Genomic DNA, 25408 nt, shown 5'->3' with positions numbered 1-25408 from the left:
TCGTGGCGCGGACGTTCCGCTTGGCGGTGGCCCAGAGCGAAGTAGTCGAAGATCCGGCGGACGTCGACGCCCTGCGCGCGTCGGGTGCCCGGCTGCGCGAGCTGATGACCGAAGCGCGGGACGCGGGCGCCCGCCTGGTGCAGTTCCCCGAAGGCGCGATCACCTACCCGCACAAGCGCGTGATGTCGGTGCACGGCCCGGACCGGGTCGGCCCGGCCGACTGGACCCGCGCGGCCTGGCCGGTACTGCGCGCGGAAGCCGAGGCGATCGCCGACCAGGCCGGCCGCCTGGGCATCTGGGCCGTGTTCGGCTCGATCCACCCGCTGAGCGGCGGGAACCGTCCGCACAACAGCCTGTACGTCGTGTCGGACACCGGAAAGCTGGTGGGCCGCTACGACAAGCGGTTCCTGTCGAACACCGAGCTGCGGTACCTGTACACGCCGGGGACCGAGCCGCTGGTGGTCGAGATCGACGGGTTCCGCTTCGGCTGCGCGCTGTGCATCGAGGTCAACTTCCCCGAGCTGTTCGCCGAGTACGAGCGCCTGGACGTCGACTGCGTCCTGGTATCGGTCATGGTGGACGACGAGCCACGGGCTACGGTCGCCCAGGCGTACGGGACGCTCTACGGCTACTGGCTCGGCTACTCGGTCCCCGCCCAGTTCGCGGCGACGGTGCCGGCCGGGATCGTGGCGCCCGGGGGCCGCTGGATCGCGCGGGCACCTGCGCGCGCGGAACCGGCGCTGGCCATCGCGGACCTCAAGATGACGGACCCGGACATCGAGGTGTCGGTACAGCTGGCACGGCCTTGGCGCCGCACGGCACGGGCTGGGCTCTACGCGGACCACGTCGTTGTAGGCGACCCACGAAGCGACGACCGCGGTTCCTTCTGAGCGAGGTCCGTCGGGAACCGCCTGCCTCGGTCTGAACCACCCGGACCTGGCCGACCACGGCCGGACAGCACACCTCTTCCGGCAACACCGCAGCCGCCACCGCGACGATCCACTTCCCGGCCCGGCGCCGCGTCGGTATGCCTCCGCTACCCGCGAACCGGCGACCGCGGCTCCTTCCGAGCGAGGCATGACAAAAACACCCACCTCGGCCTGGCCCACCCTGCCCCGGCAAGCCCAGCTCACCGCTTCCCTGCGACCCCGCAGCCGCCACCGCGGCGAACCCGCTTCCCCGGCCCGCATCGAACAACCTCCACGACCTGCGAACCGAGGCCCCCTGGCGAAAGTTCGCCTCGGTCCGACCCTGCCTGCAGGATCGGACCGCTTGCCGCATTCCCACAACCTCACAGCCGCTACCGCCACCGCGGCGAACCGCCTCCCCGGCCCCGGCGCCGCACCGGCCTGCTTCTACAACGCCGAAGCGAGGATCTCGGCTCCCACTTAGCGAGACCTGGCGAGAACCCGGTCTGCCGGATCGACAGCTCGCCGCTTCCCTCAACCCCACAGCCGCTGCCGCCGCAGCGAACCGCCCCGCCGACCCCAGCGCCGCACCGGCTGCCTCCGCAACCCCACAGCCCCGCCGTGGCGATCCACCTCCCCAGCCCGCCTCCGCAACCCCGCGAAGCCACGACCACAGCCCTCCGACCGGCCACGCACAGCTCCCACCCATCCGCAGCTCAGGGAAATCGAACGCGTCGAATGCCGTGGCGGTCACATCACTCCTCGTGTTCGGCGCGCCCCAGCCGAGTAATCACTCGGACGTGTCACAGGGTCTGGTGAACCGCCCCGAATGCCGCAACCGGCGCTACTCGCCGTCGATCATCGGGGGAATGTGCGGTGCCGAAGTGGCCACTTCGAGTTGTTTGATTTCCGGAAGATCACGTTTTGCGAACGTGGGTAACCGCCGCGGAACTCGGCTTCCTTGGCAGCCAGCGCGATTTTGATAGCGTGGCCGAGCTTTCCTCCGCGGACCGAGTCACGCTCGGCCCGCCGTCGCCGCACGTTTTCGCGGCCCATTTCTTTGAAAGGACCTCGTTCATGCGCACAACCATGCTCCGAGCCGGGAGCCTGGCCGGCCTGACCGCCGTCGTCCTGGCGGCGAGCACCACCGGTGCCGCCGCGGCGGACGACGCCGTCAGCGGCTCCGCCTTCGGGGCGTCCGCCGAGGTTTCCCTGCTCCCCGGGGTGCTCAAGGACCTGGCCGGTGGCAAGGGAATCACCGTCGAGACCGGCAAGCTCGCGCCTTCGAGCAGCACCGGCCCGGCCTCGGCGAACGTGGCCGACGTGCCGCTGAAGGGGCTCGTCACCGCCAAGGCGATTTCCAGCTCCGTCGTCTCCGACAGCACTTCCGTCGCGGGCAAGGCGAGCATCGTCGAAGCGACGCTCCCGGTGCTGGCCGCGGTCGCCGGCCGGACGCCGACGGCGCGCCTGATCAGCGCCCGCTGCGGGTCCGCCGACGGCAAGGTCGTCGGCAGCAGCGACCTGGCCGGCGTCAACCTCGGCCGCCTCGGCACGATCCCCGCCGCGGCCGCGCCCAACACGCGTCTCGGCATCCCCGGTGTGGTCGAGGTGATCGTCAACGAGCAGAACCAGCGCTTCGACGGCGGCCTCGACGTGACCGCGCTGCACGTCAAGCTGCTCGGCGGCGACGTCACGGGCGCGCTCGGCAGCGGGGACATCAAGCTCGCCTCGGTGACCTGCGGCCCCGCGAAGGAGCACGCGCCGCAGGCCCCGCCGCGTCCGCAGGGCCCCGGCCAGGTGACCGTCGTCCCCGCCGGCGCCCCGCAGACCGGTGACGGCAGCCTCGCCGCCGAGGGCTGAGCCGATGCGCCGCGCGTTTCTCTTCGTCCTCACCGCGCTGCTGCTCGCCGGCTGCGGCGGGACCACGCCGCCGGCGGCGAACCCGGCACCCGCACCCGCCGCCGCGGCCGCCCCCGCCGGCCTGACGCGATCCCTGCCCACCGCGATCGACGTCCCCGCCATCGCGGCGCAGTCGTCGCTGGTGTCGCTCGGGCTCAACGCCGACAAGACCGTCGAGGTCCCGCCGGTCGACCAGCCGCTGCAGGCCGGGTGGTACGAGTACGGCCCGACCCCCGGCGAGGTCGGCCCGGCCGTGATCCTCGGCCACATCGACGGTGACCACCGGAAGGGCATCTTCTGGCGGCTGCACGAGATGAAGGCAGGCGACCAGGTGCACGTCGACCGCGCCGACGGCGGCAAGCTGACGTTCACCGTCACGAAGGTCGCCCAGATCGCGAAGAAGGAGTTCCCGACGGAAGCCGTGTACGGGAACACGAACGAGCCGGAACTGCGGCTGATCACCTGTGGTGGCAAGTACGACGCGGCGAGCCGCAACTACCTCGACAACGTGATCGTCTACGCGAAACTGGTGCAGTAGCCAGGTCGTGAGTGGTTAGGGCGGTTAGAACCGCCCTAACCACTCACGACCACTCGGGACGGGACGAGCCGCGCGGCACCAGCACCGTGCGGTAGTGGCCCGGTGTCGCGGACATCCGGACCTGGTCCGTGACGCCCTGGTAGTGGCCGAGCGGGGTGTCCGCGGTGAACGTCTCCGGGTCGAGGTAGGCGTGCGCCTCCCCGCGGCCGGCGGTGTCGAGCGCGTAGGCCTTGTCGAACACGCCCATGCTCAGGATCCACAACGCGGCACGAGTGAGCGAGACGTGCACGCGGTAGCTGCCGCCTTCGGTCGCCCGCCGCGTCAGCGCTTCGACGATCCCCGCGGCCATCAACCACGAGACGATGTAGTCGTTGACGACGAGGATCGGCGGCAGCGCCGGGGTTTCACCGTCCCCCTCCAGGTGCATCATGCCGGTGAGGCTGCCGGCGGTCTGGTCGAACCCGATCCGGCCGGCCCACGGCCCGTGCTCGCCGTTGAGGGACGCGGTCGCGTACACGATCCCCGGCCGGGTCTCCGCGGCCTGTTCCGCGGAGAGCCCGATGCGCGCGAGGTAACCAGGCCTTCGGTTGGCGTAGAAGACATCCGCGGTGCCGAGCAGCTCCCGGATCTTCTGCAGACCTTCCTCTTTGTAAGGATTCACGACGGCCGACCGGGTGCCGACGTTCGCCGTCACGTAGGTGACGTCGTGCTCGAGTTCGCCCGGCCGCCACAGGTTCAGGACGTCGGCGCCGTGCAGGGCGAGCGCGCGCCCGACACCCGCGCCGGCGATCACGTGGCCCATACCCAGCGCGCGGACGCCGGACAGCGGATCGGCGGCGCCCGGGGGCAGCGGCACCGGGTCGCTGTCGGCGATCTTGGTGATCTCGATCAGCGGCAGCCCGGCCAGGTGCTCGCGGTACTGCGGCTCGGCGAGCAGCTCGGTGGTGGTGCGCAGCATCGGCAGCACGGTCCCGGCCGCCACCGCGGCTTCTTCGAGCTCGACACCCTTCCAGCCGGCGACGGCGGCGGCCACCCGGTCCGGGTCCTCGGGCACGTCGAGCAGGCGCTGCGCGGCGATCTTGATCTTCGGGTACGGGTTGAGCGGCATCACCCAGCGGTCGTCGGCGGTGCGGTAGAACCGGAACCCCAGCGCCTGGCTCGGGTTGGCCGCCGCGCTCTGCGGGAAGCCGTTGACCAGCTCCCACTTCCGGTCGTAGAACGGGCACAGCCGGTGCGGCGCGACGCGGAGGTCGACGCCGATGTCCTGGCCCTCGCCACCGCGCAGCCGCCAGAGTTTCGCGACCGCCGCCGACTTCGCGGCCAGCGCGATCGCCGACGCGCCGCCGAGGCGCAGCGTGCTCGGCACGACCGGGTCGGCGCCGTCGAAGGTGATCGTGCCGCCGGTGTCGGCGGGGCTCATCCCGATGCCGCCGAGCACGTCGGCGAGCTCGGCGTGCGGGTCGAAGGCGTCGTCGGCCCGCGGGTGGGCGATCGCGTGCTCGACCCGTTCGGTGAGCGTCATCGGTGGTCCTCCCCTTCCAGGAGTTCTTCGGGTACCGGCACCAGCCGGGCGCGCAGGTACTCCCCGACCGCCTTGCCGACCTGGTCGACGCGCAGGTTCGCCGAGCCGCCGGTGCCGAGCAGCCCGCGCAGGACGAAGTGCACGGCCCGCAGGTGCGGGAACTCGTGCCGGACGATCTCGAGGTCCGCGGTCTCCGGCAGCAGCTTGCGGAGCCCGGCCGTGCTCAGCGTGCGCCGCAGCCACGGCCAGGCCGCCGGATCGGACGTCCAGACGCCGACGTTGCAGTTTCCGCCCTTGTCCCCGCTGCGCGCGTGCGCGACGGTGCCCAGCGGCACGAGCCGGGTCCCCTCCGGTTCCCCGTCAGGTTCCGGATGTTCCGGTTGGTCCACAATGGACGTCTGCGGCGGCGACGGCACGTCTTCTGCTTGTCCGTCACCGAAAACCACGCGGTGCGGCACGACGTCCGCGGCCAGCACGGCGGGCCAGTAGTCGATCCGGGGCCGCACCCGGACGGCCAGCTCACCGCCGCCGTCGTGGAAGAACCCGGGGAAACTCTGCAGGTACAGGCTGCCGATCCGGGTCGAAAGCCCGAAGCGCTCCAACGGTTCCCGCTCGCGGGAGGTCGCCATGATCCGCACTGCGGCGGTCGCGTCCCACTGGCTGCCGGGGTCCTCGGCCGGGACGCCGATCCGCGTGACGTCCAGCTCGACGCCGTCCGGCCGGTCGCGGCCGAGTTGCTCACGCAGCAGCGCGACCTTGGCGTCGACGTCGAGGCCGGTGACGTAAACGGTGTTGACCACGCTGTAGCCGATCTGCCCGAACACCGCGACCTTGGTCGTCGGGGGCGGCGGCGATCCGGTCGCGCCGGTGATCGCGACCCGGCCGGGTCCGGCCGGGCTCAGGCGGACGTCGTCGAGGTGGACGGTGACGTCGGGGTTGAGGTAGCGCGGGCCCTGGATCTCGTAGACGAGCTGGGCGGTGACGGTGTCGACGGTGACCGTGCCGCCGTCGCGGGCGTGCTTGGTGATCACGCAGCCGCCGTCCGCGGCGATCTCGGCGATCGGGAAGCCGGGCCGGGTCATCCCGGGAACGGCGGTGAAGCCGGAGAAGTTGCCGCCGACGGCCTGCGGCCCGCACTCGACGACGTGCCCGGCGACGACGGCACCGGCAAGGCGGTCCCAGTCCCCCGGGTCCCAGCCGTGCCACCACGCGGCCGGCCCGGCGGCCAGCGAGGCGTCGGTGACCCGCCCGCACACGACGATGTCGGCGCCGCCGGCCAGGGCGGCCGCGATGCCCCAGCCGCCGAGGTAGGCGTTGGCCGCGATGGGTGTGGTGTCCCAGCTCGACAGGGGACGTCCGGTGTCGAGGTGGGTCAGCGGGTGCGCGACGGCCAGCTCGCCCAGGTCCGCCAGCAGGTTGTCGCCTTCGACGTGCGCGACCGACAGCGTGACCCCGGCTTCGGCGGCGGCGGCGCGGACGGCGTCGGCGAGCGCGGCGGGGTGGAAGCCCCCGGCGTTGGTGACGACCTTGACGCCGCGATCGGCGAGCGTCGCGAGGTGGGGCCGCAGCTGGTCGAGGAAGTACTCGACGTACCCGCGGGCGGGATCACGCCGGTACCGCGCGGCGAGGATGGCCAGGGTGACCTCGGCGAGGTAGTCCCCGGCGAGGACGTCGACGGGGTCGCCGTCCAGGGCTTCGGCGAGCGCGGTGTAGCGGTCGCCGAGGTACCCGGAGAAGTTCGCGATCCGGATCGCCCGGTCCCGCATCCCGGCTCCCTCCGCCGTCGGCCGCCTCCGACGCTAGCCGCCCCGCGCGACGACGGCATCCCCGGCGGCCACACCTCCCCCTGACCTGCGGATTCAAGCTCTCTGCAACGTTTCGTGCCCGTGCGGCGGGCAAACTGGAGCCCGTGGGCCGTGCCGCCGAGGGGGCGGCACGGCCCCGTCATGCCCGAGCCGGCCGGCGGCCGCGGAGGGCGGAGAAGACCGCGGCCAGCGCCATGATCCCGGTCATCGCGTAGAACGCCGCGCTCAGGCCGTGCAGGCTGGTGGTGCCGACGAAGACGGCGAACGCCGTGCTGCGCGGGATCGAGTGCGCGGCGACCAGCATGGCCGTGGTGAACGAGAACACCATGCCGACGCTGGCGAACGTCCGGAGCACGCCGGAGGCGATCCCGAGTCGCTCGGGCGGTGCGGCCTTCATGACGGCCGAACTGCCGGCCGGGTAGAAGAGGCTGCCGCCGAGCAGGCCAAGCTGCGTGGCGAGCACGGTGACGACCAGCAGCTAGCTGATCACCACCCAGGTGACGGCCGACAGCGAGATGCCCAGGTCGGCTTCGATCGCGGGCACCACGATCACGCCGCGACGAGCACGACGAGCATCCCGAGGGTGCGCCGCCCGGTCATTTCCCGGGCGGCGCCTGGAGGATCCACGTGCGGCCGTCGGGATCGCGCACGCTCATCTCGCGCGTCCCGAAGTGGGTGTCCTCGAACGGGCTGACGACCTCGACCGGCGCGCCGGCGTCGAAGGTGTCCTCGGCGGGGACCTTGATGACGACCTGCATCCCGGTCGGCCGGTCCTCGGGCACCTCGGCGACGAACAGGTAGGCGCCGTCGCCGTTGCGCAGCAGCCCCGAGTTGTGGTCCGTCTCGAAGTCGAGCTCGAACCCGAGGGCCCGGAAGAACTGGGCGGCCTTCCCCCAGTTGTGCGTCTCGAGGTACAGGGCTTCGACGCCGTCACTCTTCATCGCTGGTCTCCTTCGGAGTCGGCCGTGGCGGCCAGGTACTGGCGCAGCGCGTCGGCCACGAGGGCCGACAGCGACTTCCCGGTGTCCACGGCGTGGTGCTTGACCTCACGGATCAAGTCCGTCGGCAGGTACACGTTGAACTGCTTGACGTCCTTGTCGCTCATGACAGGATGCTAGCACGCTAGCCAGCTAGCCCGCCATGGTGAAATCAGCTCGCCAGGACTACCGAGCGGGTCAGGTGGGCCGGGCGGTCCGGGTCGCGGCCCGCGGCCTCCGCGAGGGCCACCGCCAGGCGCTGGATCGTCACCAGCTCCGCCAGCGGGTCCAGCTCACCCTGGTGCAGGTACGCGCCCGTGGCCTCGATCTGGCCGACCAGGCCCGGGTCCAGGGGCGCCAGGCTCCAGACCGCCCGGCCCGGGGCCGCCACCGCGATCGGGCCGTGGCGGTACTCCATCGCCGAGTACGACTCCGTCCACCACGCCGCCGCCTCGCGGACCTTCAGCGCCGCCTCGTTCGCCACGCCCACGTGCCAGCCCGCACCGAGGAACGAGATCTGGGACGCCGCCAGCAGTTCCGGGTCGAGCGGGCAGTCCAAGGCCCGCGAAACGTCCGCCAGCGCCTGGTCCGTCGGCAGGCCCAGGTGGGCCCGCAGGAGCAGCAGCTGCGTCGTCGGGAACCGGGTCTGGACCACCGACCGCTCGTCGGCGTAGGGCAGGCAGACGACGTCGTCGGACAGGCCAGCCGCCGGGGAGTCGGCCACCGCGGTGATCGTCGTGACGCGGGTGCCCGGCTTCGTCCGCTCCAGCGCGGTCAGGATCTCCGTGGTCGTGCCGGAGCGGGTCAGCGCCAGCACGCGGTCGTACGGCCGGTCGAGCTTCGCCTCCGACGCCGCGAAGACGTCGGTCAGGCCGTGGCCGGCGTCCTCGCGCAGCTGCGCGTAGCTCTGGGCCATGAACCACGAGGTGCCGCAGCCGATGACGGCGACGCGCTCCCCCGCGGCGGGCAGCGCGGGCGCGTGCTGCGGCAGCTCGCGCAGGACCTGCGCCCAGCACTCCGGCTGGCTGGTGATCTCGTCGAGGGTGAAGGACATGGTTCTCCTGGGTTGGACGCGGACAGTCAGTGGCCGAGCAGGGTGCGCAGGGCGGGCTGGAGGCGGTCGCCGTGCGCGCGGACGAGGTCGTCGCACAGCTCCCAGATCCGCTCGACCGGCAGCGTCGCCGCGGTGGCGGGGTCGGTCATCGCGGCGTGGCGGATGTGGCGCGGGTCGTCCTCGACCGCCGCGCGCACGACCAGGTCGTTCATGCTCAGGTAAGTCCGGTTGAGCGCGGCGAGCTGCGGTGGCAGCGCGCCGATCCGCGTCGGCCGGACGCCGGTGCCGTCGACCAGGCACGGCACCTCGACCACCCCGCCGGCCGGCAGGTTCTCGATCAGGCCGCGGTTGACGACGTTGCCGTAGACCGTGCGCGGGGTGCCGGTGACGATGCTGTGGATGATCTGCGGCGCGTACTCGTTCGTGCCTTCGACGGGCAGCGGCTCACCGGTCGCGACCGCGTGGCGCGTCCGCTCGTACTCGGCCTCGTTCTCCGCGACGATCTCCAGGTAGGCGCCGACCGGCAGCCGCAGCCGCTCGATCTCGCTGTCGTGGTGCAGGTACCAGGGCACGTACTCGGCGGAGTGCTCGCTCGTCTCGGTCGGGTAGTAACCGAGCCGCCGGAACATGTCGAACCGGACGCGCCGCCGCAGCTGCTCGTCGGATTCGGCCAGCGCCGCCAGCCGCGGGTAGAGGTCGGTGCCGCCGTGCTCGAACCGCAGCACCCAGGCCTGGTGGTTGACGCCGGCGGCGACGTAGGTGACCTCGTCGAACGGCACGCCGACCAGCTCGGCGAGCCCGTGCACGGTCCAGTACACCGAGTGGCACAGCCCGACGACCCTGGTCAGGCCGGTGGCCTCGCTCAGGTACTGGACGTTCATCGCCATCGGGTTGGTGTAGTTGAGCAGCCAGGCGTCCGGGCAGACCTCGGCGATGTCCGCGCCGAGTCCCTTGAGGAACGGGAACGTCCGCAGTGCGCGGAAGATCCCGCCGATGCCGAGCGTGTCGCCGATGGTCTGGCGCAGGCCGTAGCGGGCCGGGACGGCGAAGTCCGTACGCGTTGACTCCCCCATCCCGATCTGGACCATGTCGACGACGAAGTCCGCGCCCGCCAGGGCTTCCCGGCGGTCGAGGTGCGCGGTGAGCACGGGCTTCACGCCCCGGACCGCGGCGATCTGCCGGGCCGCGGCCAGCGCGGTCGCCAGCCGCTCCGGGTCGATGTCGTGCAGGGCGACGTGCACCCCGTCCAGCTCGGCGTAGGTGAACAGGTCGGCGAGCAGGCCCTGGGTGAACACGACGCTGCCGGCACCGATGAAAGTGATCTTGGGGGTGGTCATGCGTGATCCGATTCGGTGCGTTCGAGGTGGACGAGGACGTCGTCCCACGTGGCCTGGCCGGCGGTGCCGCCGCGGGCGCGGACCGAGAAGCCGCCGCAGACGACGCCGCAGCGCAGCGCGGTCCCGAGCGGCAGCCCGGCCAGGACGCCGGCGAGGAACCCGGCGTCGAAGCTGTCCCCGGCGCCCACGGTGTCGACGGCGGTCACCGGGATCCCCGGTGTGGTGGTGAGTTCGCCGTCGCGGCAGGCGAAGGCGCCGTCGGCGCCGTCCTTGACCACGACGGCCGGGCCGCGGGCGGCCAGCATCGTCGCGGCCTCCCACGGGTCGTCCGCGCCGGTCAGCCGGATGGCCTCCGCGGCGTTGGGCAGCAGGAAGTCCGTCTCCCGCAACAGGTCCCCGACGTCCCAGCGGCCGGCCGGATCGTCGTTGGTGTCGACGGACGTCGTCGCGCCGTGCCCGCGGGCGGCGCGCAGCAGCTCCGCCAGTCCGGGCGCGAGCTTCGGGAGCAGGAAGTACGACGACGAGTGGACGTGCCGGCTCGCCGCGAGCAGGTCCGGCGGGACGTCCCCGGCGCCGAACGCGGCCAGGGTGCCCGGTGCGGTGACGATCGCGCGGTCGCCGTCGCGGGTCAGGACGGTGGTCAGCGGCGTCGGCAACGACGGGTCGGTGCGCAACGCCGTGGTGTCGACGCCGCGTTCCTCCAGCGCGTCACGGACGAACCGGCCGCCGGCGTCGTCGCCGACGCGCCCGGCGAAGGCGACCTTCAGCCCCAGCCGGGCGGCGCCGGCGGCGGTGATGGCGCCCGAGCCACCGAGGGTGAGCACGCCGGAGTCGGCGAGCTGCTCCCGCTGGCCGAACACGAGATCCGTCCGAAGTGGACCGACGATGACGTCCGGGTTGGCGTCGCCGACCACGAGCAGGTCGAACTGGTGCATGACGGCCCTAGCCCTTGAGGCCGCTGGAGGTGATGGACTGGATGAACGTCTTCTGCGCGCCGAGGAAGGCGAGCAGCACCGGCAGCACGGTGATCACGTTGCCCGCCATCACCGCGGCCCAGTTGGTGTGGTGCTGGCCCTGGAACGTCGTCAGGCCCAGCTGCAGCGTGTAGACGGTGTCGTGGTTGACCGCGATCAGCGGCCAGGTCAGGTCGTTCCACGTGCTCAGGAACGTCAGCACGGCCACCGTGCTCAACGCGGGCCGCGACAGCGGCAGCACGATCGTGAACAGCACGCGCAGCCGCGAGCAGCCGTCGATCCACGCCGCTTCCTCGAGTTCCCGGGGCAGGGACAGGAAGAACTGGCGCAGCAGGAACACCGCGAACGGCGTCACCAGCGACGGCACGATGAGCGCGCCCAGGGTGTCGATCAGGCCGAGCTCCTTCATCACCAGGAACGTCGGGATCATGGTCAGCTGGAACGGGATCGCCATCGTCGCGATCATCAGCCCGAGCAGCACCCGCGAACCGGTGAACCGCATCCGCGCGAACGCGTACCCGCCCAGCGTGCCGAACAGCAGGTTCGACACCACGGTCACCGCCGACACGATCAGCGAGTTCGTGAACCAGCGGACGAAGAGCGCGTTGTCGAGCACGTACCGGTAGCCCGAGAAGTCCAGGTGGGACGGCCACAGCGCGGGCGGGAACCGGTTGATCTCGGCGTTGCTCATCACCGAGCTGAGCAGCAGCCACACCAGCGGCGCGGCGAACACGAGCGCCAGCGGCACGAGCAGCAGGTGCCACGGGCTGAACGGCAGCCGCGGGCGGCGCAGCACGGGCAGGACGCGCGGCGCGGGCACGCCGTCGAGCCGGGCGGTCATCGGAGCACCTTCCGAACCGTCTTCTGGGGGCGGCGGAGCACGCGGACGGCGACCACGACGACCAGCAGGGCGAGCGCGAGCACGTACGCCGACGCCGCGCCGTAGCCGGCGGTGAAGTTCTTGAACGCCTGCTCCCACACGAAGTAGACGATCACCGTGGTGGAGCCGAGCGGGCCGCCCTTGGTCGTCACGTACACCAGGTCGAACACCTGCAGCGACGTGATCAGCTGCCACACCACCAGGAACGCCGTCACCGGCATGATCGCCGGCAGCGTCACGTGCCGCAGCACGCGCCAGGCGCCCGCGCCGTCCAGCCGCGCGGCCTCGACCAGCGACGGCGGGACGTCCTGCAGCGCGGCGAGGTACACCACGACGCAGAACCCGGTGCCGCTCCACAGCGTGATGCCCACGAGCACCAGCAGCGCCTGCCCCGGGTCGGTCAGGAACCCCTGCGGGGACACGCCGAGGTGGTGCAGCAGCGAGTTTGCCGCCCCGAACTGCGGGTCGAGGATGAAGGAGAACAGCACGCCCTGCGCGGTCGCCGAGAGCACGAACGGCACGAAGACCAGCGTCCGGTAGACGCCGATCAGCCGGATGCGCCGGTTCAGCGCCTGCGCCAGCAGGAACCCGAACAGGATGCTCAGCGGGACGTAGAGCACCGTGTACAGCACGGTGTTCCCGACCGCCTGGGCGAAGTGCGGGTCCTGGGCGAGCGCCGCGTAGTTGTCCCCGCCGACCCACCGGCTGGGCGTCACCAGGTCGTCGACCTGGAACGACAGCAGCAGCGACCAGGCCACGGGCACCACGCCGAGACCGAGGATGATGAGCACGGCGGGCGAGATGTAGGCCCAGGCGGCCGCGCTCTCGCTGCGCCGGCGCTTCTTGGCTTGACTCTGTGGAGGCGTGACGGTGATGGGCCTCGGCAGTCCGGGCATGGCGGCTCCCTATCGCGGAATGATCAGGGCGGCGTTCGCGGCCGCGGCGCAGTCGCGCAGCGCGTCGGCCGGGGACGCCTGGCCGAGCAGCACGGCGACGATCGCGGTGCCCAGCGCCGCCGACACCTGCGGGTAGGCCGGGTGCACCGGCCGGACCCGGGCGTTCTCCAGCGCGTCGACGAACACCGGCAGGCCCGGCGTTTCGGCCGTTTTCTCCTGCCACGCGGGCAGTTGCTGCGTCCGCCGGCTCAGCGGGAGGCTGCCCGCGCCGTCGTCCCAGCGGACGTCCTGGGCCGGGTCCGCCAGCCAGGACAGGAATGTGCGCGCCGCCGCGACCCGCTCCTCGCCGTTGTCGAAGAGCGTCCAGGTGTCCGGCCCGGAGATGGTCAGCGGCCGGCCGCTGAAGCTGGGCAGCGGCACCACGGCGTAGTCGACCCCGGCGTCGGCGATGTCGGGCAGCTGCCACGGCCCGGTGACGACCATGCCGATGTTGCCGCTCTCGAACGCCTGGTACATCTGCTCGCTGCCGGTCTTCGGGTCGAGGTAGACGGCCTTCGCCGCGGCGAGGTCGCGCACGACTTCGAGCGCGCGCACCCCTTGGTCGGCGAACCCGATGCCGCGGCCGCCCGGCCCGATCACGTCGCCACCGAGATCCCACACCATCGGCCACAGCCGCCAGACGGTGTCCTCGTCGCCGGTGGCCGGCCAGGCGGTGCCGAAGACGCCGCCGCCCGGATCGGTGAGTTTCTTCGCGGTGGCGACGAAGTCGGCCCACGTCCAGCCCGCGACGGGCGGCGGGGTACCGGTCTTGTCGAACAACGCCTTGTTGTAGACGACGCCCAGCGAGTCGAGCAGCGCCGGCACCGCGCGGACGCGGCCGTTCACGGTGACCGCCTCGCGGGCCGGGGCCCAGAAGCCGGGGCCCGCGTCGACGAGGTCGGTGACGTCGACGACGCTCGGGCTGCGCGCGACGCTGGCGAGGTCCGAGCCGAAGACGTAGGCGATGTCCGGGAAGGAGCCCGACGCGAGCGCCGCGGTGATCTTCTGCAGCATCGCGTCGGCGAGCACGCCGCCGCCGAGGTCGATCCGGATGCCCGGGTGGGTCCGCTGGAAGTCCGCGACGAGCGCGTCGAGGACCTTCTTGCCCGTGTCGGTCTGGCCGTGCCAGACCTCGACCGTCACCGGCCCGCCGCCGCTGCCGCCGGCTGTGGTGCCGCACCCGGCCAGCGCGGTGCCGAGGGTGAGGCCCCCGACACCGCGCAGGAAACCCCGCCGGTCCATCAGCAGGTTTTGCGGACGTAGCCGGACGCGCCCTTGGGGACGACGTCGAGGTCGCGGCGGACGATGCTGAGCGAGCTCCACCGGCTGCAGGCGGTCTTGAGGCCGCTGTCGGTGTACTCGATGACGATCACGTGGTCGCCGAACGCGGGGGTGAACTCGTCGCAGTTCTTCTGCTGCCCGCACTCTTCGGCAATGGCGAAGTCGAGCCCGTTGGCCTGGCGCTGCCCGGCCAGCTCGGAGGTGTTCTTCTGCGCGATCGCCAGGCCCTTCGCGTGGGCGTGGGCGGAAAGCAGGCGGATGTAGGCCTGCGCGTCGCTGTCGGACAGCAGCCCGCGGGAGCGCGTGAAGCTGTCGTAGTTGTCCGGCTCGATCGCCTGGTAGCCCTTCGCCGCGCAGTCGTCGATCCAGGCGTTCACCTTGGCCGCGACGCGCGTGCGCTTGTCCGCGGTGTGCACGTCGAGCAGCGCCTCGTCCCAGTCCTCGTCGACGACGACCTTGCCGTTCGCGTCGCGCAGCAGCAGGTCGCCCCACTCCCCCTCGGAGCCGGGCTGGGCCTGGAAAGCGTTGACGTAGCAGATGTTGTAGAGCCCGGCGGCCGGCGCGTCGCCGTGGTCGCGGCTGACGACCTGGACGCCGGAGGGCGGGGTGTAGGCGCCGCCGATCTGGTAGTCGAAGCCCGCCTTGACCGGCGGCGGGGCGACGGCGGCCGGCGCCGCCGACGCCGTACACGCGCTACCGCCGAGGACGGCGGCCGCGAGCGCGGCACTGGCGAGGAACTGAACGCGGGAGAAGGGCATCATCGAGCTCCGGATGATGGTGGGCACGACCCCGCCTCGGACCACGTGCGCGTCCTGGCGACTCAGTCCGGGCTCGCGGCGGAGGCCGACATACCGGCTGGGCGTACCTCTCACGTCGGGGCGTCCGTTCCGACGTGCCCAGAAGTAAAGCGAGCAAGACCGGGCATGTCAAGTGCTCGATACTGGGGTTTCTTCGTCGTTAATGGACAGTTTCGAGCACCGCGTCAGGCCGCGCCGACTCCGTGCAGCAGGGTGCCGACCAGCAGGTCCGCCGCCTCCGTCGGGCTCGACGGCTGCCGCGACGCCAGGTGCAGCAGCTGGATCAGGAGGTGGTACACCCAGCCCTCCGGGACGTCCGCCCGGAACACGCCCTCCTCGGTGGCGCGCGCGATGAAGGCGTTCACCTCGGCGATCATCCGGCCGCGACGGTCCTGAATGGACGGTTCGGCGCGCATCCGGGTCAGCTCCACCGGCCACTTGCGGTTGACCTCGATGATGCCCTCGGCGTAGCGGTGCAGGGCCGTCGGCACCGGCGCTTCCCGCAGCCGCGCGCGGTCGACGGCCTCCTCGACGGCCGACAGCCGAGCGTCGTAGACCGCGGCCAGCAGCTCGTCGCGCGAGGCGAAGTGGCGGTAGACCGTGCGGCGGTCGACCCCGGCTTCGGCGGCTATCGCGCCGATGCTGGCCGCCGGGTCGGCGGCCAGCATGCGCGCTCCCGTCGTCAGGACGGTTTCGAGGTTGCGCAGCGCGTCGGCTCTCATCCTGCCAAGCTAACTACTCGGCCGGCCGCGCGCTGGTGTGGGTGAACGCGACCGTCGACAACATCGACGTGTCCGACGCGGGCGTGCGCTGACGGCCGAACGTCAGCACCTTCGCGGGCTCCACCGCGAAGATCAGCGCGTCGTTGCCGCCCTGGCGCAGGCCTTCTTCGCCCACCTCGTACTTCCAGCTGCCGTCCCACTTCTCCAGGTACGCGGCGGCGAGGCGCTCGAGCGTCGGCCGGTCGGTGACGCGCCGGGCCTGCCCCTCGACCATGACGTCGAGGGCGTCGTCCCAGGTGTTGCGGCCGGTCGTCAGCACGACGTTCGGGTTCGCGGTGAGGTTGCGGTACTTCTGTTCCGTGGCACCGGTCCCGAAATGGACCTTGCCGTCCAGCCACACCGCGACCAGCGGCGTGACGTGCGGCCGGCCGTCCGCGCGCACCGTCGTGAGCCAGCTGATCTGGGCGGACTCCAGCACTTCCCGGGTCGTGGCCCAGTCGGTGGGCCGGGTGCCGGGGTCGCTGAACCGGTCGTCGAGGTGGATCGCCGGGTCGTTCATCGGTGAACTCCGATCATCGGTGGTTGACGGACGCCAGGTAGGCGGTCTCCATCCGCGCCGCGACGGTGGGACCGTCCGGCACCGGGCCGAGACGGGCGTCCGGTCCGAGGTGGGTCTCCCGCAGTTCGTCCATGAAGGCCTCCCACAGCGGCGGCCCCCCGGCCGTAAGCACCGCGGCGCGGGCGGCGTACGCGTCGCCCACCGGCAGGTGCCGCACCCCCCAGGCGCTGAGCTGGACCAGCACGGGCACCAGCTCGATCGCCCGCTCGGTGAGGCTGTAGGTGACCTTCTGCTTGTGCGACGGATCGCCGGCGCGGGTGAGCAGCCCGTGCTCGACGAGCACGGCGAGCCGGTCGGCGAGGACGTTCGACGAGATCCGCTCGGCACCGCCGAGCAGCTCGCGGAAGTGCCGCGCTCCGGCGAAGACGACGTCACGCAGGACGAGCAGGGTCCAGCGGTCGCCGAAGATCTCCAGCGACAGGTTGATCGGACAGCCCGACCTCGTGTCCTTGCGCACTGCTCTCACCTCAGAACTGGTTGCATTACCGCACCAGTATGAGGCACCGCACAAGCGGTAGCAAATCGGCGGCGACGAGGCCATGTTGAAGGTGCGACGCCGGATGGAGCCGCGAGAACCGAAGGAGTCCCGATGACGGACATGAAACTCGAGATCGCCGTGCTCCCCGTCTCCGACGTCGACCGGGCGAAGGCCTTCTACAAGGCGCTCGGCTGGCGCGAGGACGCCGACTTCCCGGGTGAAGGTGGCTTCCGGGTGATCCAGCTGACGCCGCCGGGTTCGCCCACCTCGGTGATCTTCGGCAGCCGGATCACCGACGCCGCACCGGGTTCCGCCCAGGGCCTGCACCTCGTCGTCACCGACATCGAGGCGGCCAGGGCCGAGATCGCCGCGCAGGGCGTCGCGATCAGCGAGGTGTTCCACGACGCCGGTGGCGTGTTCCACCACGCCGGCACCGAAGGGCGGGTCAGCGGCCCGGACCCGGACCACGCGAGCTACGCGTCGTTCGCCTCGTTCAGCGACCCGGACGGCAACGGCTGGGTGCTGCAGGAGATCACCACCCGGCTGCCGGGCCGGGTGACGGACGTGACGTTCTCCTCCGCCGCCGAACTGGCGGACGCCCTGCGCCACGCCGCGGCCGCGCACGGCGAGCACGAGAAGCAACTCGGCCACGAGGACGCCGACTGGCCGTCCTGGTACGCCGAGTACATGGTCCAGCACGGCCGCGCGGGGGCGTGACCCCCACGGATCTTCCCGCACCGGCCGATCACGTGCGGGTCGCCGGGGGTCAGCGGTAGGGGCGGAAGAACTCGCGCAGTTCGGCCGCGTAGGTCTCCGGCTCTTCGAACGCCGCGAAGTGCCCGCCGCGCGGGTGCTCGGTGACCCTTGCGACGTTCGCCGTGCGGTCCAGCCACGCCCGCGGTGGGCGCAGGATGTCGCCGGGGAACAGGGAAAAGCCCGACGGCACCTCGACCCGGCGCCGGAGCTGCTCGACCGGGATCTCCGAGTTCGCCCGGTACATCCGCATCGACGAGCCGATCGTCCCGGTCAGCCAGTAGATCATGACGTTCGCGAGGATCTCGTCCTTCGTGTACGAACGCTCGACGTCGCCGTCGCAGTCGCTCCAGGCCCGCATCTTCTCGACGATCCACGCGGCCAGCCCGGCCGGTGAGTCGGTCAGGCCGACCGCGGCCGTCTGCGGCTTCGAGCGGTGCATCGCGGCGTAGGCCCCTTCCGCCGCGCCCCAGGTCGCGACGGAGTCGAACCACTCGCGTTCCTCCGGCGCCAGCTCCTGGTCGGCGGGGAGGACCGGGATGCCCGCGTCGGTGCGGTGGACCGCCACCACCCGGTCCGGGTGGTCGAGCCCGAGGTACCGGCTCACGTGACTGCCGATGTCGCCGCCCGCGGCGCCGAACCGCGCGTACCCCAGGACGTCCATCAGCTCGGCCCACAGGCCGGCGACGGCGATCGAGTTCAGCGGCGGGCCGGCCGGGCGGTCCGAGTAGCCGTAGCCCGGCATGTCGGGCACGACGACGTCGAAGGCGTCGGCGGGGTCGGCGCCGTGCGCACCGGGATCGGTCAGCAGCGGGATCACCTTGGTATAGCGCCAGAACGAGTCCGGCCAGCCGTGGCTGAGGACCAGCGGTAGCGCGTTCCCGGTCGCCGCTTTCGCGTGCACGTAGTGGATCCCGAGCCCGCCGAGCGGGACGCGGAACCGGGGCAGCTCCCCCAGCTCGGCCTCCCGGGCCGGCCAGTCGAACCCGTCCGCCCAGTAGGCGACGAGCTCACGCAGGTAACCGACGTCGGTGCCGAGCGACCAGCCGGCGTCCTCGGGCGAGTCCGGCCAGCGCGTCGCGCGCAGCCGCGCACGCAGGTCTTCCAGTACGGCGGGGTCGGTCTTCGGGTGGAACGGATCGGGCATGCCCGCAGCTTACGACCGGCCACCGACATTCCCGCGAAGATATTCCTTGACACGAATATTCTGATCAGTGAATACTTCTGCTCATGGACGAGATCGCGGCAGCACTGGGAGACGCGAAGCGGTGGCGCATCGTGGAGCTCCTCGCAGAGCGGCCGCGGTCCGTCGGCGAACTGGCCGAGCGCACCGGCCTGCGGCAACCGCAGACCACCAAGCACCTGCAGACCCTCGCCCGCGCCGGCCTCGTCACCGTTTCCCCGCTGGGGCAGCGCCGGGTCTACGCGGTCGAAGCCGGCCCGCTCGCCGCGTTCGGAGAACGGCTGCGGGAGCTGGTCGGTGCCATCGAGGCACACGCCGGCGAACGGGACGTCCTGACGCGCTACCAGGCCGCGATCGAGGCGGAGACCGCCGCCGCGAGCCGCCGGCAGTGGGCGGACGGGCGCACGTTCACCTTCGACCGCCTCCTGCCGGCGCCCCCGGACGTCGCCTGGCGGCACTGGGCCGACCCGGACCTGCTCGCGTCGTGGTGGGTCCCGCCGTCGATGAGGGTCACCGAGTGCGCCCTCGAGCCGGCGGCCGGCGGGCGCGTCGTGCTCGCCTACCGCGACGCCGAAGGGCTTTACCGCTCCGAAGGGCGCGTCCGCACCGCCGAGGAGCCCGGGCACCTCGCGTTCGAGCTCTCGGTGCTCGACGCGGCCGGGGCCGTCTTCTTCACCGGCCACTACGACGTGACCTTGACCGCGGCCCCGGGCGGCACCCGCCTGCGGCTGGACCTGCGCATCACCGACACGACCGTCGAGTCCGCCCCGTTCGTCGCCGGCATCGAAACCGGCTGGGGCCAGGTGCTCGACCACCTCACCGCAGCACTCACCCGAGGAAAGGGAACCCCGTCATGACCAGCTCGACCGGCCGCAAGGTCACCGCCAACATCGCCCTCACCCTCGACGGGCACTACAACGGCCCGGCCGGGCCCGCCGACTTCGGCGCCATCGCCCCGTACGTGACGAGCGACGTCGCCCGGGACCACATGAGCCGCATCTGGGAGAACGCGACGACGGCGGTGCTGGGCCGCAACAACGCCGAAGGGTTCCTCGGCTTCTGGCCGTCGGTCGCCGGCGACGAGAACGCCGACCCGCGCGACCGCGGCTACGCGAAGTGGCTCGTCGACACCGAGAAGGTGGTCCTGTCGACCACCTTGACCGAGGCGCCGTGGGAGCGCGCCCGCGTCGTGAACGCCCCCGCCGCCGACGTCGTCACCGATCTCAAGGCCACCGGCGAGGGCGAGATCCTCGTCAACAGCAGCGCGAGCGTCATCAAGCCGCTGCTCGCGGCGGACCTGATCGACCGGCTCTACCTGCTGATCTGCCCCGAGATCACCGGTGGCGGCGGCCGCCTGTTCGACGACGGCCTGCCCGCGACCCGGTGGACGCTCACCCGCCAGGAGACCGGGTCGCTGGGCGAGGCCGCCGTGATCTACGACCGCAAGCGCTGAAAACCGCTTTGTCGATACCGTCATCTTTCACCCGACCGAGAGCGGAGGCCGGGTGAAAGATCACGGCCCGGATTGCCGGGTCCCGGAGCCGGTGGCAGCGTCGGACGCGCCCGAACGCATACCACCACCACGAAACCCGGGAGCCCGGATGACGACGACCGAAATGCCCGCCGTCCACGAGTGCACGGTCAGCGGCTGTTCCTACAACGACGACGGCTGCCACGCCTTCGCCATCACCGTCGGCGGCGACAACGGCTCCGCCGACTGCGGCACCTTCGTGCCGCTGAACACCAAGGGCGGCCTCGACCGCGTCACCGCGCAGGTCGGCGCCTGCTCCCGCGCGGACTGCCGGCACAACGCCGCCCTGGAGTGCACGGCGTCGAGCGTCCGGATCGGCGCCGGCGGCGGCACGGCGAACTGCCTGACCTACCAGAAGTAGCCGGGGTCCCCGGGTGGACGCGTCCGTCCACCCGGGACACCGCTTGCGTCCGTTGTGGACAGTGAGGCCCGACCCGATCAGGCGAGCCAGTCCGCCAGCCGGGTCTCGGCGAGCTGCGCGCCCGGTCCCGGCAGGAGGCTGTCCTTCTCCAGCAGGGTCCCGAAATAGCGCGCCTGCGGGTCGCTGACGACCTCGCGGGGGTCGGATCGCGCGGCCAGCACCGTGCGGATCCACTCGTCTAGGCCGAACACCTCCGGGCCGCCGATCTCGATCGTGCCGCCGGCCGGCTCACCGGCCGCGGCCCGGCCCACCGCCGCGGCCACCTCGGCGGCGGCGATCGGCTGGACCCCGCCGCTGGGCAGGCGCACGACGCCGCCGGTCGTCGCGGTGTCCGCGATGCCGCCCGCGAACTCGAAGAACTGGGTCGCCCGCACGATCGTGTAAGGCAGGCCGGCGTCCTCGATCAGGGCCTCCTGCGCCACCTTCGCCCGCAGGTAACCGGAGTCCGGCAGCCGCTCCGAGCCCACCACCGACAGCGCGACGTAGTGCCCGGCACCGGCTTCCTTCGCGGCCTCCACGAGGTTTCCCGTCGAGGTGCGGAAGAACGCGAGGACGTCGTCGTCGGCGAACGACGGCGAGTTCGACACGTCCACCAGGACGTCCGCGCCCTGCAGGACTTCCTTCAGCCCCTCGCCGGTCAGGGTGTTCACGCCAGTGCTCGGCGCGGCGGCCACGGCCTCGTGCCCGTGCTCCCCCAGCCGGGCGACGAGGGTCCTGCCGATGAGGCCGGTTCCGCCGATGACGACGATCTTCATGGTGTTCCTCTCCGTTGGTGTGTTCGTCAGTCAAGACAAGGCCGCCACCGGATCTGTGACCGTCACTTCGGGTCGCCGCCCGAGACGAAGGCGTCGCGGGGGTGCTCGACCGAGGCCAGCGACACGATGTCGCGGCCGAAGACGGCGGCGGTGAGCCAGACGGCCAGGACCCGGACCTTGCGTTCCCAGCTCGGCACGGCCAGCACGTGGTAACCGCGGTGCATCAGCCACGCGAGCGGGCCCTTGATCGTCAGCCGGCGGTACTGGAAGATGCCGCGGCCGAGACCGAGGGTCGCGACCGAGCCGAGGCTGTGGTGCCGGTACGGCTTCACCGCGCCGCCGTGCCGGGCCGCCGCGATGTTGCGGGCCAGCAGCTTTCCCTGCCGCACGGCGTGCTGCGCGTTCGGCACGGTGTAGGAGCCCGATCCGGTGACGAGGTCCGGCACGGCGGCGTCGTCCCCCGCGGCCCATGCGCCGGGCACGGGTTCGGCGTCGGTGCCGACGCGCAGGTCGGCCCGCACCCGGACCAGGCCGCGCCCGTCGACGGGCAGGTCGGTGTGGTGGTCCACCACGGGGTTCGCCGCGTTGCCCGCCGTCCACACGATGAGGCCCGAGTCGAACTCCTCGCCGCTCGACAGCACCACGTGGCCGTCGACGGCGGACGTCACGACGGTGTTCAGGTGGACGCGGGCACCGCGGCCCTCCAGCGAGCGCACCACCCACCGGCCGGGTTTCGCCGTGACCTCCGGGAGGATGCGGCCGGTCGCCTCGACCAGGTGGAACCGCACGTCGTCCGGCTCGATCCCCGGGTACCGGGCGAGCAGCGCGTGCGCGAGGGAGAGCAGCTCGCCGAACCCTTCGACGCCGGAGAAGCCGCCGCCCACGAAGGTGACCGTGAGCAGCTTGCGGCGCAGCGGCCCGGGCGGCAGGACGGCGGCGCGGTCGAACGCCGTCAGCAGCCGGTCGCGGATGGCCACCGCCTCCTCGACGTGCTTCATCCCGATGGCCTCGTCGGCGATGCCCGGCACCGGGAACTTGCGGGTCACCGCCCCGGCGGTGACCACGATCGTGTCGTAGCCGAGGGCGAACTCCGGGCCATCTGCGGGCCGCACGGTGACGCTGTGGTGGGCGTGGTCGACCGCGGTCACCCAGCCGGCGACGACCCGCGTCCGGCGCAGGTGCCGGCGCAGCGAGACCGCGGCGTGCCGGGCCTCGATCGAGCCGGCCAGCACCTCGGGAAGGAACGGCTGGTAGGTCATGTACGGGCGGGGATCGACCACGGTCAGCTCGGCCTCGTCGCGGCGCAGGAGCTTCTCCAGCCCCCACGCCGTGTAGAAGCCGGCGTACCCGCCACCGACGATCAGGATCCGGTCCACGTCGCACCTCGTTCCGCTCGGTTCACCCTTCGGACAAGACGGCCCGCCGGAACGTGACAGCGACGGTGCGGGACGTGCGTCACAGCTCCGGCCGGTCACGGACCACGGTGCCGCGTCGTCCCGTCCACGGGAAGCCGCCAGTAGGCTTTGCGACGAACCGGGAACGAGGGGGCGAAAGGGGTTCCGCGCGCATGGACCTCGACCAGGCGGCCGCGGTCTTCGCCGGGGTCCGGCCGCGGCTGTTCGGCATCGCCTACCGCATGCTGGGCAGCGCGGCCGACGCCGAGGACCTGCTGCAGGAGGTGTGGCTGCGGTGGCAGGCCTGCGACCGCTCGGCCGTCACCCACCCGGGTGCCTACCTCGCCACGACGACCACGCGGCTGGCCATCAACGCGGGCAAGACGGCCCGCGCGCGGCACGAGACCTACGTCGGGCCGTGGCTGCCCGAGCCCGTCGACACGACGGCCGATCCGCAGCTGGGCGCCGAGCGCGCCGCGGCGCTGGAGCTCGCGGTGCTGGTGCTGCTGGAGAGCCTGACCCCGAGCGAGCGCGCGGCGTACGTGCTGCGCGAGGCGTTCGACTACCCGTACCGGCAGATCGCCGAGATCGTCCGGACGACCGAGGCCGCGGCGCGCCAGCTCGTCAGCCGCGCCCGCAAGCACCTGGCGGCCGGGCGGCGCGCCCCGGCGAGCGCCCCCGAGCACCGTCGGCTGCTGACGGCGTTCGTCGCGGCCGCCCAGGCCGGCGACCTGCCCGCGCTGGAAAGCCTGTTCGCGGCGGACGTGGTGAGCTACTCCGACGGCGGCGGCGTGGCCCGCGCCTCGCGCATCCCGGTCCGGGGTGCCGCGACGGTGGCGAAGTACGTCCGGGCGTTCGCGAACCGCTTCTGGGTGGGTGTGGAGGTGGCGCCGGTCGTCGTCAACGGCTTGGACGCGGTGGTGCTGCGGCGTGACGACGTCGCGTTCGCGGTGCTGACCGTGGCGGCGTCGGAGGAGGGCATCGACCAGGTCTTCTGGATGATGAACCCGGCCAAACTCGCGGCGGCGGTGTAGCCGGTCCGTCCACGGAGGACGGACCGGCCCACCAGGTCAGACCGTGAGGGTGATCGCGGCGTCCGGCTCGGAGACCCGGAAGCTGAAGCTCTCCTCCAGGTACAGCGTCACGTTCTCCGCGTCGTGGTGGCTGTAGCCGACGGCCAGGTCCTGGCCCAGCTCGAGGAAGAAGTCGCCGCCCGCCAGGCTCAGCACCATCGCGCCGTCCAGGCCCGGGGCGCGGACGATCTTGCCGCCGCCGAGGACGCGGCGGACGTGGTCGAAGACCAGCTGGCCACCGTGCTCGGTGCTCTCCACGATCCGCGTGTAGCCCGACGGGCCGATCGCCAGGCCGTACGGGCCGTCGATGCCGGCGCGGCGCAGCGTGTCCACCGCGCGGGCGATCACGCCGGGGTACGCCTCGGCGTTCTCCCCCAGCGCCGGCTTGTCGTACGGGCACGTGTCGGCGATGCCGGTCATCCCGGCCGCGGCCCAGCCGTGGAACACCGCGCGGTTCTCGATCATCGCGATCTGCTTCGCGGCCCGGTCGAGGTCGTCGAACTCCAGGTCGTCGGCGCCGCGCTCGGCGTCGTCGAGCTCCTGGCGGGACACCGTGAACGGGACGCGGACCTCGGCCAGCGGCAGGACGCGGCGCCGGCGCACCACGACGCCTTCCTCACCGTCGGGCAGCGAGGACTCCTTGAGCGAAGTCGTACGGCCCAGGTCGGTGGCCGAGTACTGCCAGCCGTGCGGGCCGGCGACGTCGACCAGGCGCCGGGCGGCGAGGTGCGTGTGCAGCCGTTCCTTCGCTTCGGCGTCGACCTCCTTCCACCCCGCGTCGGAGATCGGGGCCAGGCCGCGCATCAGGTGGTTCATGTGTTCAATCCCGTTCCTTGAGGCTGCCGATACCGAGTGAGCCGTCGCCCGGCCCGGTACCGAGTTCCGCTTCGACGTACCCTTCCGGATCGATGTCGCTGACGTCCAGGTCGCGCGCGCCCTCGTGCTGCCGCTTGAACTCGGCGAACTTGCGCCCGAGCTCTTCGCGCAGGCCGGGGTCGGCGTTGCGCCGGAAGTCGGCCAGGCCCTCGTCCTCCTCCTCGGCCATGTGCTCGCTGTTGGCCATCCTGGCCTTGTGCACCGCGTCGAGCCAAGCGGTGCTGCCGACCGGGTGCAGCGCGGCCTCGTGGACGCCGTCGCGGATGTCGTTGTGGTCACCGATCGCGTCGAGGGTCTCCTCCTTCGCGTCGTCGCCGCGGCGCAGCAGGTGCGGGTAGAAGATCTCCTCCTCGGCCCGCGCGTGGACGTCGAGGAGGTCGGCCAGCGGCTGCCAGACCTTCGCGAGCTCGCCGGCGTCGGTGATGTCGTCCATGCGCGCGAACTGCCGCCGGAACCAGTCGTGGTCGTCGAGGATGAGGCTGGTGATGTCGGCCATGCGGTCAGCCCCTGACCCGCAGCGTGGTGGAAGTAGCCATGTCCCGTCTCTACCCCGTCCCCGGCACCGGAAAACACCGGACCGCCAGTCTCGGGCGCGGCCGGGCCACCCGCCGCGCCGGGCGCGGGTTTTCACCCTTGTGTGGGGGCCCGTGGACCGGGCCCGCGTCGGGTAGCCTGACGGACGTGTTCACGAAGTGA

At 72.1% G+C, this 25408-nt stretch carries 28 protein-coding genes; 8 read left to right on the top strand and 20 right to left on the bottom strand.

The window, feature by feature from the left end; all coding sequences use genetic code 11:
• Positions 1 to 2 precede the first annotated feature (2 nt).
• The 3 genes from VA596_RS14170 (at position 3) to VA596_RS14160 (ending at position 3345) form a co-directional block, all read left to right on the top strand.
• A complete protein-coding gene (locus VA596_RS14170; RefSeq protein ID WP_323327055.1) occupies positions 3 to 890 on the top strand; it encodes a carbon-nitrogen hydrolase family protein in 888 nt (295 codons plus the stop codon).
• 1095 nt (positions 891 to 1985) lie between these two features.
• A complete protein-coding gene (locus VA596_RS14165) occupies positions 1986 to 2768 on the top strand; it encodes a choice-of-anchor P family protein (protein WP_323327053.1) in 783 nt (260 codons plus the stop codon).
• A 4-nt stretch (positions 2769 to 2772) separates the two neighbouring features.
• Entirely contained in the window at positions 2773 to 3345 is a 573-nt protein-coding gene (locus VA596_RS14160) for a class F sortase (RefSeq protein WP_323327051.1), read from the top strand.
• Between the two features lie 43 nt (positions 3346 to 3388).
• On the opposite strand, the gene VA596_RS14155 is transcribed toward VA596_RS14160, so the two are convergent.
• The 15 genes from VA596_RS14155 to VA596_RS14085 form a co-directional block, all read right to left on the bottom strand.
• Positions 3389 to 4867, bottom strand: coding sequence for a CoA transferase (locus VA596_RS14155; protein ID WP_323327049.1), 1479 nt, complete (start codon positions 4865 to 4867; stop codon positions 3389 to 3391).
• Entirely contained in the window at positions 4864 to 6633 is a 1770-nt protein-coding gene (locus VA596_RS14150) for an acyclic terpene utilization AtuA family protein (protein ID WP_323327047.1), read from the bottom strand. The genes VA596_RS14155 and VA596_RS14150 overlap by 4 nt, the downstream gene beginning before the upstream one ends.
• A 178-nt stretch (positions 6634 to 6811) precedes the next feature.
• Positions 6812 to 7135, bottom strand: coding sequence for an MFS transporter (locus VA596_RS14145; RefSeq protein ID WP_323327045.1), 324 nt, complete (start codon positions 7133 to 7135; stop codon positions 6812 to 6814).
• A 133-nt stretch (positions 7136 to 7268) separates the two neighbouring features.
• Entirely contained in the window at positions 7269 to 7613 is a 345-nt protein-coding gene (locus tag VA596_RS14140; RefSeq protein ID WP_323327043.1) for a VOC family protein, read from the bottom strand.
• Positions 7610 to 7777, bottom strand: coding sequence for a ribbon-helix-helix domain-containing protein (locus tag VA596_RS14135; RefSeq protein ID WP_323327041.1), 168 nt, complete (start codon positions 7775 to 7777; stop codon positions 7610 to 7612). The genes VA596_RS14140 and VA596_RS14135 overlap by 4 nt, the downstream gene beginning before the upstream one ends.
• A 44-nt stretch (positions 7778 to 7821) precedes the next feature.
• Entirely contained in the window at positions 7822 to 8703 is an 882-nt protein-coding gene (locus VA596_RS14130) for an SIS domain-containing protein (protein ID WP_323327039.1), read from the bottom strand.
• Positions 8704 to 8729: 26 nt separating this feature from the next.
• Positions 8730 to 10040 carry an alpha-glucosidase/alpha-galactosidase gene (gene melA / locus VA596_RS14125; protein ID WP_323327037.1) on the bottom strand — a complete coding sequence of 437 codons (1311 nt, stop codon included), beginning with the start codon at positions 10038 to 10040 and terminating at the stop codon, positions 8730 to 8732.
• On the bottom strand, positions 10037 to 10975 hold the full coding sequence (locus VA596_RS14120) for a carbohydrate kinase family protein (RefSeq protein ID WP_323327035.1): 939 nt from the start codon (positions 10973 to 10975) through the stop codon (positions 10037 to 10039). The genes melA and VA596_RS14120 overlap by 4 nt, the downstream gene beginning before the upstream one ends.
• 7 nt (positions 10976 to 10982) lie before the next feature.
• Positions 10983 to 11855, bottom strand: a complete 873-nt coding sequence (locus VA596_RS14115) for a carbohydrate ABC transporter permease (RefSeq protein WP_323327033.1) — start codon at positions 11853 to 11855, stop codon at positions 10983 to 10985.
• Complete coding sequence (locus VA596_RS14110; RefSeq protein WP_323327031.1) at positions 11852 to 12790, bottom strand: carbohydrate ABC transporter permease; 939 nt, start codon at positions 12788 to 12790, stop codon at positions 11852 to 11854. Before VA596_RS14110 ends, VA596_RS14115 begins: the two co-directional genes overlap by 4 nt.
• A gap of 9 nt (positions 12791 to 12799) precedes the next feature.
• Entirely contained in the window at positions 12800 to 14071 is a 1272-nt protein-coding gene (locus VA596_RS14105) for an ABC transporter substrate-binding protein (RefSeq protein WP_323327029.1), read from the bottom strand.
• Positions 14071 to 14895, bottom strand: a complete 825-nt coding sequence (locus VA596_RS14100) for an endo alpha-1,4 polygalactosaminidase (protein WP_323327027.1) — start codon at positions 14893 to 14895, stop codon at positions 14071 to 14073. The genes VA596_RS14105 and VA596_RS14100 overlap by 1 nt, the downstream gene beginning before the upstream one ends.
• Before the next feature lie 197 nt (positions 14896 to 15092).
• Positions 15093 to 15629 carry a TetR/AcrR family transcriptional regulator gene (locus VA596_RS14095; protein WP_323327025.1) on the bottom strand — a complete coding sequence of 179 codons (537 nt, stop codon included), beginning with the start codon at positions 15627 to 15629 and terminating at the stop codon, positions 15093 to 15095.
• A gap of 13 nt (positions 15630 to 15642) precedes the next feature.
• Positions 15643 to 16188, bottom strand: coding sequence for a pyridoxamine 5'-phosphate oxidase family protein (locus VA596_RS14090; RefSeq protein WP_323327023.1), 546 nt, complete (start codon positions 16186 to 16188; stop codon positions 15643 to 15645).
• Positions 16189 to 16201: 13 nt separating this feature from the next.
• A complete protein-coding gene (locus tag VA596_RS14085; RefSeq protein WP_323327021.1) occupies positions 16202 to 16705 on the bottom strand; it encodes a winged helix-turn-helix transcriptional regulator in 504 nt (167 codons plus the stop codon).
• Positions 16706 to 16837: 132 nt separating this feature from the next.
• Here VA596_RS14085 and VA596_RS14080 point away from each other — a divergent pair, with 132 nt between their 5' ends.
• Complete coding sequence (locus VA596_RS14080) at positions 16838 to 17443, top strand: VOC family protein (protein WP_323327019.1); 606 nt, start codon at positions 16838 to 16840, stop codon at positions 17441 to 17443.
• Between the two features lie 49 nt (positions 17444 to 17492).
• Here VA596_RS14080 and VA596_RS14075 read toward each other — a convergent pair whose 3' ends face one another.
• Complete coding sequence (locus VA596_RS14075; RefSeq protein ID WP_323327017.1) at positions 17493 to 18626, bottom strand: epoxide hydrolase family protein; 1134 nt, start codon at positions 18624 to 18626, stop codon at positions 17493 to 17495.
• 83 nt (positions 18627 to 18709) lie between these two features.
• Here VA596_RS14075 and VA596_RS14070 point away from each other — a divergent pair, with 83 nt between their 5' ends.
• The 3 genes from VA596_RS14070 to VA596_RS14060 all read left to right on the top strand — a co-directional run bounded on the left by VA596_RS14070 (position 18710) and on the right by VA596_RS14060 (position 20554).
• Positions 18710 to 19519: a metalloregulator ArsR/SmtB family transcription factor gene (locus tag VA596_RS14070; protein ID WP_323327015.1), complete on the top strand. Its 810-nt coding sequence runs from the start codon at positions 18710 to 18712 to the stop codon at positions 19517 to 19519.
• Positions 19516 to 20115: a dihydrofolate reductase family protein gene (locus tag VA596_RS14065; RefSeq protein ID WP_323327013.1), complete on the top strand. Its 600-nt coding sequence runs from the start codon at positions 19516 to 19518 to the stop codon at positions 20113 to 20115. The genes VA596_RS14070 and VA596_RS14065 overlap by 4 nt, the downstream gene beginning before the upstream one ends.
• 148 nt (positions 20116 to 20263) lie before the next feature.
• Complete coding sequence (locus VA596_RS14060; protein ID WP_247051281.1) at positions 20264 to 20554, top strand: DUF1540 domain-containing protein; 291 nt, start codon at positions 20264 to 20266, stop codon at positions 20552 to 20554.
• Between the two features lie 77 nt (positions 20555 to 20631).
• Here VA596_RS14060 and VA596_RS14055 read toward each other — a convergent pair whose 3' ends face one another.
• Positions 20632 to 21369 carry an SDR family oxidoreductase gene (locus VA596_RS14055; RefSeq protein WP_323327011.1) on the bottom strand — a complete coding sequence of 246 codons (738 nt, stop codon included), beginning with the start codon at positions 21367 to 21369 and terminating at the stop codon, positions 20632 to 20634.
• A gap of 62 nt (positions 21370 to 21431) precedes the next feature.
• A complete protein-coding gene (locus VA596_RS14050; protein WP_323327009.1) occupies positions 21432 to 22745 on the bottom strand; it encodes an NAD(P)/FAD-dependent oxidoreductase in 1314 nt (437 codons plus the stop codon).
• Between the two features lie 191 nt (positions 22746 to 22936).
• Here VA596_RS14050 and VA596_RS14045 point away from each other — a divergent pair, with 191 nt between their 5' ends.
• Positions 22937 to 23797, top strand: coding sequence for an RNA polymerase sigma-70 factor (locus VA596_RS14045; RefSeq protein ID WP_323327007.1), 861 nt, complete (start codon positions 22937 to 22939; stop codon positions 23795 to 23797).
• A 36-nt stretch (positions 23798 to 23833) separates the two neighbouring features.
• Here VA596_RS14045 and VA596_RS14040 read toward each other — a convergent pair whose 3' ends face one another.
• Both VA596_RS14040 and VA596_RS14035 read right to left on the bottom strand, forming a co-directional pair.
• Positions 23834 to 24652 (bottom strand): family 1 encapsulin nanocompartment shell protein, encoded by an 819-nt coding sequence (locus VA596_RS14040; RefSeq protein WP_323327004.1) that lies wholly within the window; start codon positions 24650 to 24652, stop codon positions 23834 to 23836.
• A gap of 4 nt (positions 24653 to 24656) precedes the next feature.
• On the bottom strand, positions 24657 to 25208 hold the full coding sequence (locus VA596_RS14035) for a hemerythrin domain-containing protein (protein ID WP_323327002.1): 552 nt from the start codon (positions 25206 to 25208) through the stop codon (positions 24657 to 24659).
• Positions 25209 to 25408: the final 200 nt, after the last annotated feature.

Origin of the sequence: Amycolatopsis heterodermiae (assembly GCF_034929455.1) — a bacterium.
Taxonomy (GTDB): Bacteria; Actinomycetota; Actinomycetes; order Mycobacteriales; family Pseudonocardiaceae; genus Amycolatopsis; species Amycolatopsis heterodermiae.
Note: the sequence above shows the minus strand (reverse complement) of the source record. Positions and strands in the feature narration are given on the sequence as shown.

Bases quoted from the DNA above. Each gene is read 5' to 3' on its own strand.
- VA596_RS14155 (WP_323327049.1), bottom strand. From the start codon at position 4,867: ATGACGCTCACCGAACGGGTCGAGCACGCGATCGCCCACCCGCGGGCC.
- VA596_RS14080 (WP_323327019.1), top strand. From the start codon at position 16,838: ATGACGGACATGAAACTCGAGATCGCCGTGCTCCCCGTCTCCGACGTC.
- VA596_RS14105 (WP_323327029.1), bottom strand. From the start codon at position 14,071: ATGGACCGGCGGGGTTTCCTGCGCGGTGTCGGGGGCCTCACCCTCGGC.
- VA596_RS14140 (WP_323327043.1), bottom strand. From the start codon at position 7,613: ATGAAGAGTGACGGCGTCGAAGCCCTGTACCTCGAGACGCACAACTGG.
- VA596_RS14165 (WP_323327053.1), top strand. From the start codon at position 1,986: ATGCGCACAACCATGCTCCGAGCCGGGAGCCTGGCCGGCCTGACCGCC.
- VA596_RS14070 (WP_323327015.1), top strand. From the start codon at position 18,710: ATGGACGAGATCGCGGCAGCACTGGGAGACGCGAAGCGGTGGCGCATC.
- VA596_RS14055 (WP_323327011.1), bottom strand. From the start codon at position 21,369: ATGAAGATCGTCGTCATCGGCGGAACCGGCCTCATCGGCAGGACCCTC.
- VA596_RS14060 (WP_247051281.1), top strand. From the start codon at position 20,264: ATGACGACGACCGAAATGCCCGCCGTCCACGAGTGCACGGTCAGCGGC.
- VA596_RS14120 (WP_323327035.1), bottom strand. From the start codon at position 10,975: ATGCACCAGTTCGACCTGCTCGTGGTCGGCGACGCCAACCCGGACGTC.
- VA596_RS14135 (WP_323327041.1), bottom strand. From the start codon at position 7,777: ATGAGCGACAAGGACGTCAAGCAGTTCAACGTGTACCTGCCGACGGAC.
- VA596_RS14065 (WP_323327013.1), top strand. From the start codon at position 19,516: ATGACCAGCTCGACCGGCCGCAAGGTCACCGCCAACATCGCCCTCACC.
- VA596_RS14130 (WP_323327039.1), bottom strand. From the start codon at position 8,703: ATGTCCTTCACCCTCGACGAGATCACCAGCCAGCCGGAGTGCTGGGCG.
- VA596_RS14115 (WP_323327033.1), bottom strand. From the start codon at position 11,855: ATGACCGCCCGGCTCGACGGCGTGCCCGCGCCGCGCGTCCTGCCCGTG.
- VA596_RS14090 (WP_323327023.1), bottom strand. From the start codon at position 16,188: ATGAACGACCCGGCGATCCACCTCGACGACCGGTTCAGCGACCCCGGC.
- melA (WP_323327037.1), bottom strand. From the start codon at position 10,040: ATGACCACCCCCAAGATCACTTTCATCGGTGCCGGCAGCGTCGTGTTC.
- VA596_RS14160 (WP_323327051.1), top strand. From the start codon at position 2,773: ATGCGCCGCGCGTTTCTCTTCGTCCTCACCGCGCTGCTGCTCGCCGGC.
- VA596_RS14040 (WP_323327004.1), bottom strand. From the start codon at position 24,652: ATGAACCACCTGATGCGCGGCCTGGCCCCGATCTCCGACGCGGGGTGG.
- VA596_RS14035 (WP_323327002.1), bottom strand. From the start codon at position 25,208: ATGGCCGACATCACCAGCCTCATCCTCGACGACCACGACTGGTTCCGG.
- VA596_RS14150 (WP_323327047.1), bottom strand. From the start codon at position 6,633: ATGCGGGACCGGGCGATCCGGATCGCGAACTTCTCCGGGTACCTCGGC.
- VA596_RS14075 (WP_323327017.1), bottom strand. From the start codon at position 18,626: ATGCCCGATCCGTTCCACCCGAAGACCGACCCCGCCGTACTGGAAGAC.
- VA596_RS14045 (WP_323327007.1), top strand. From the start codon at position 22,937: ATGGACCTCGACCAGGCGGCCGCGGTCTTCGCCGGGGTCCGGCCGCGG.
- VA596_RS14095 (WP_323327025.1), bottom strand. From the start codon at position 15,629: ATGAGAGCCGACGCGCTGCGCAACCTCGAAACCGTCCTGACGACGGGA.
- VA596_RS14110 (WP_323327031.1), bottom strand. From the start codon at position 12,790: ATGCCCGGACTGCCGAGGCCCATCACCGTCACGCCTCCACAGAGTCAA.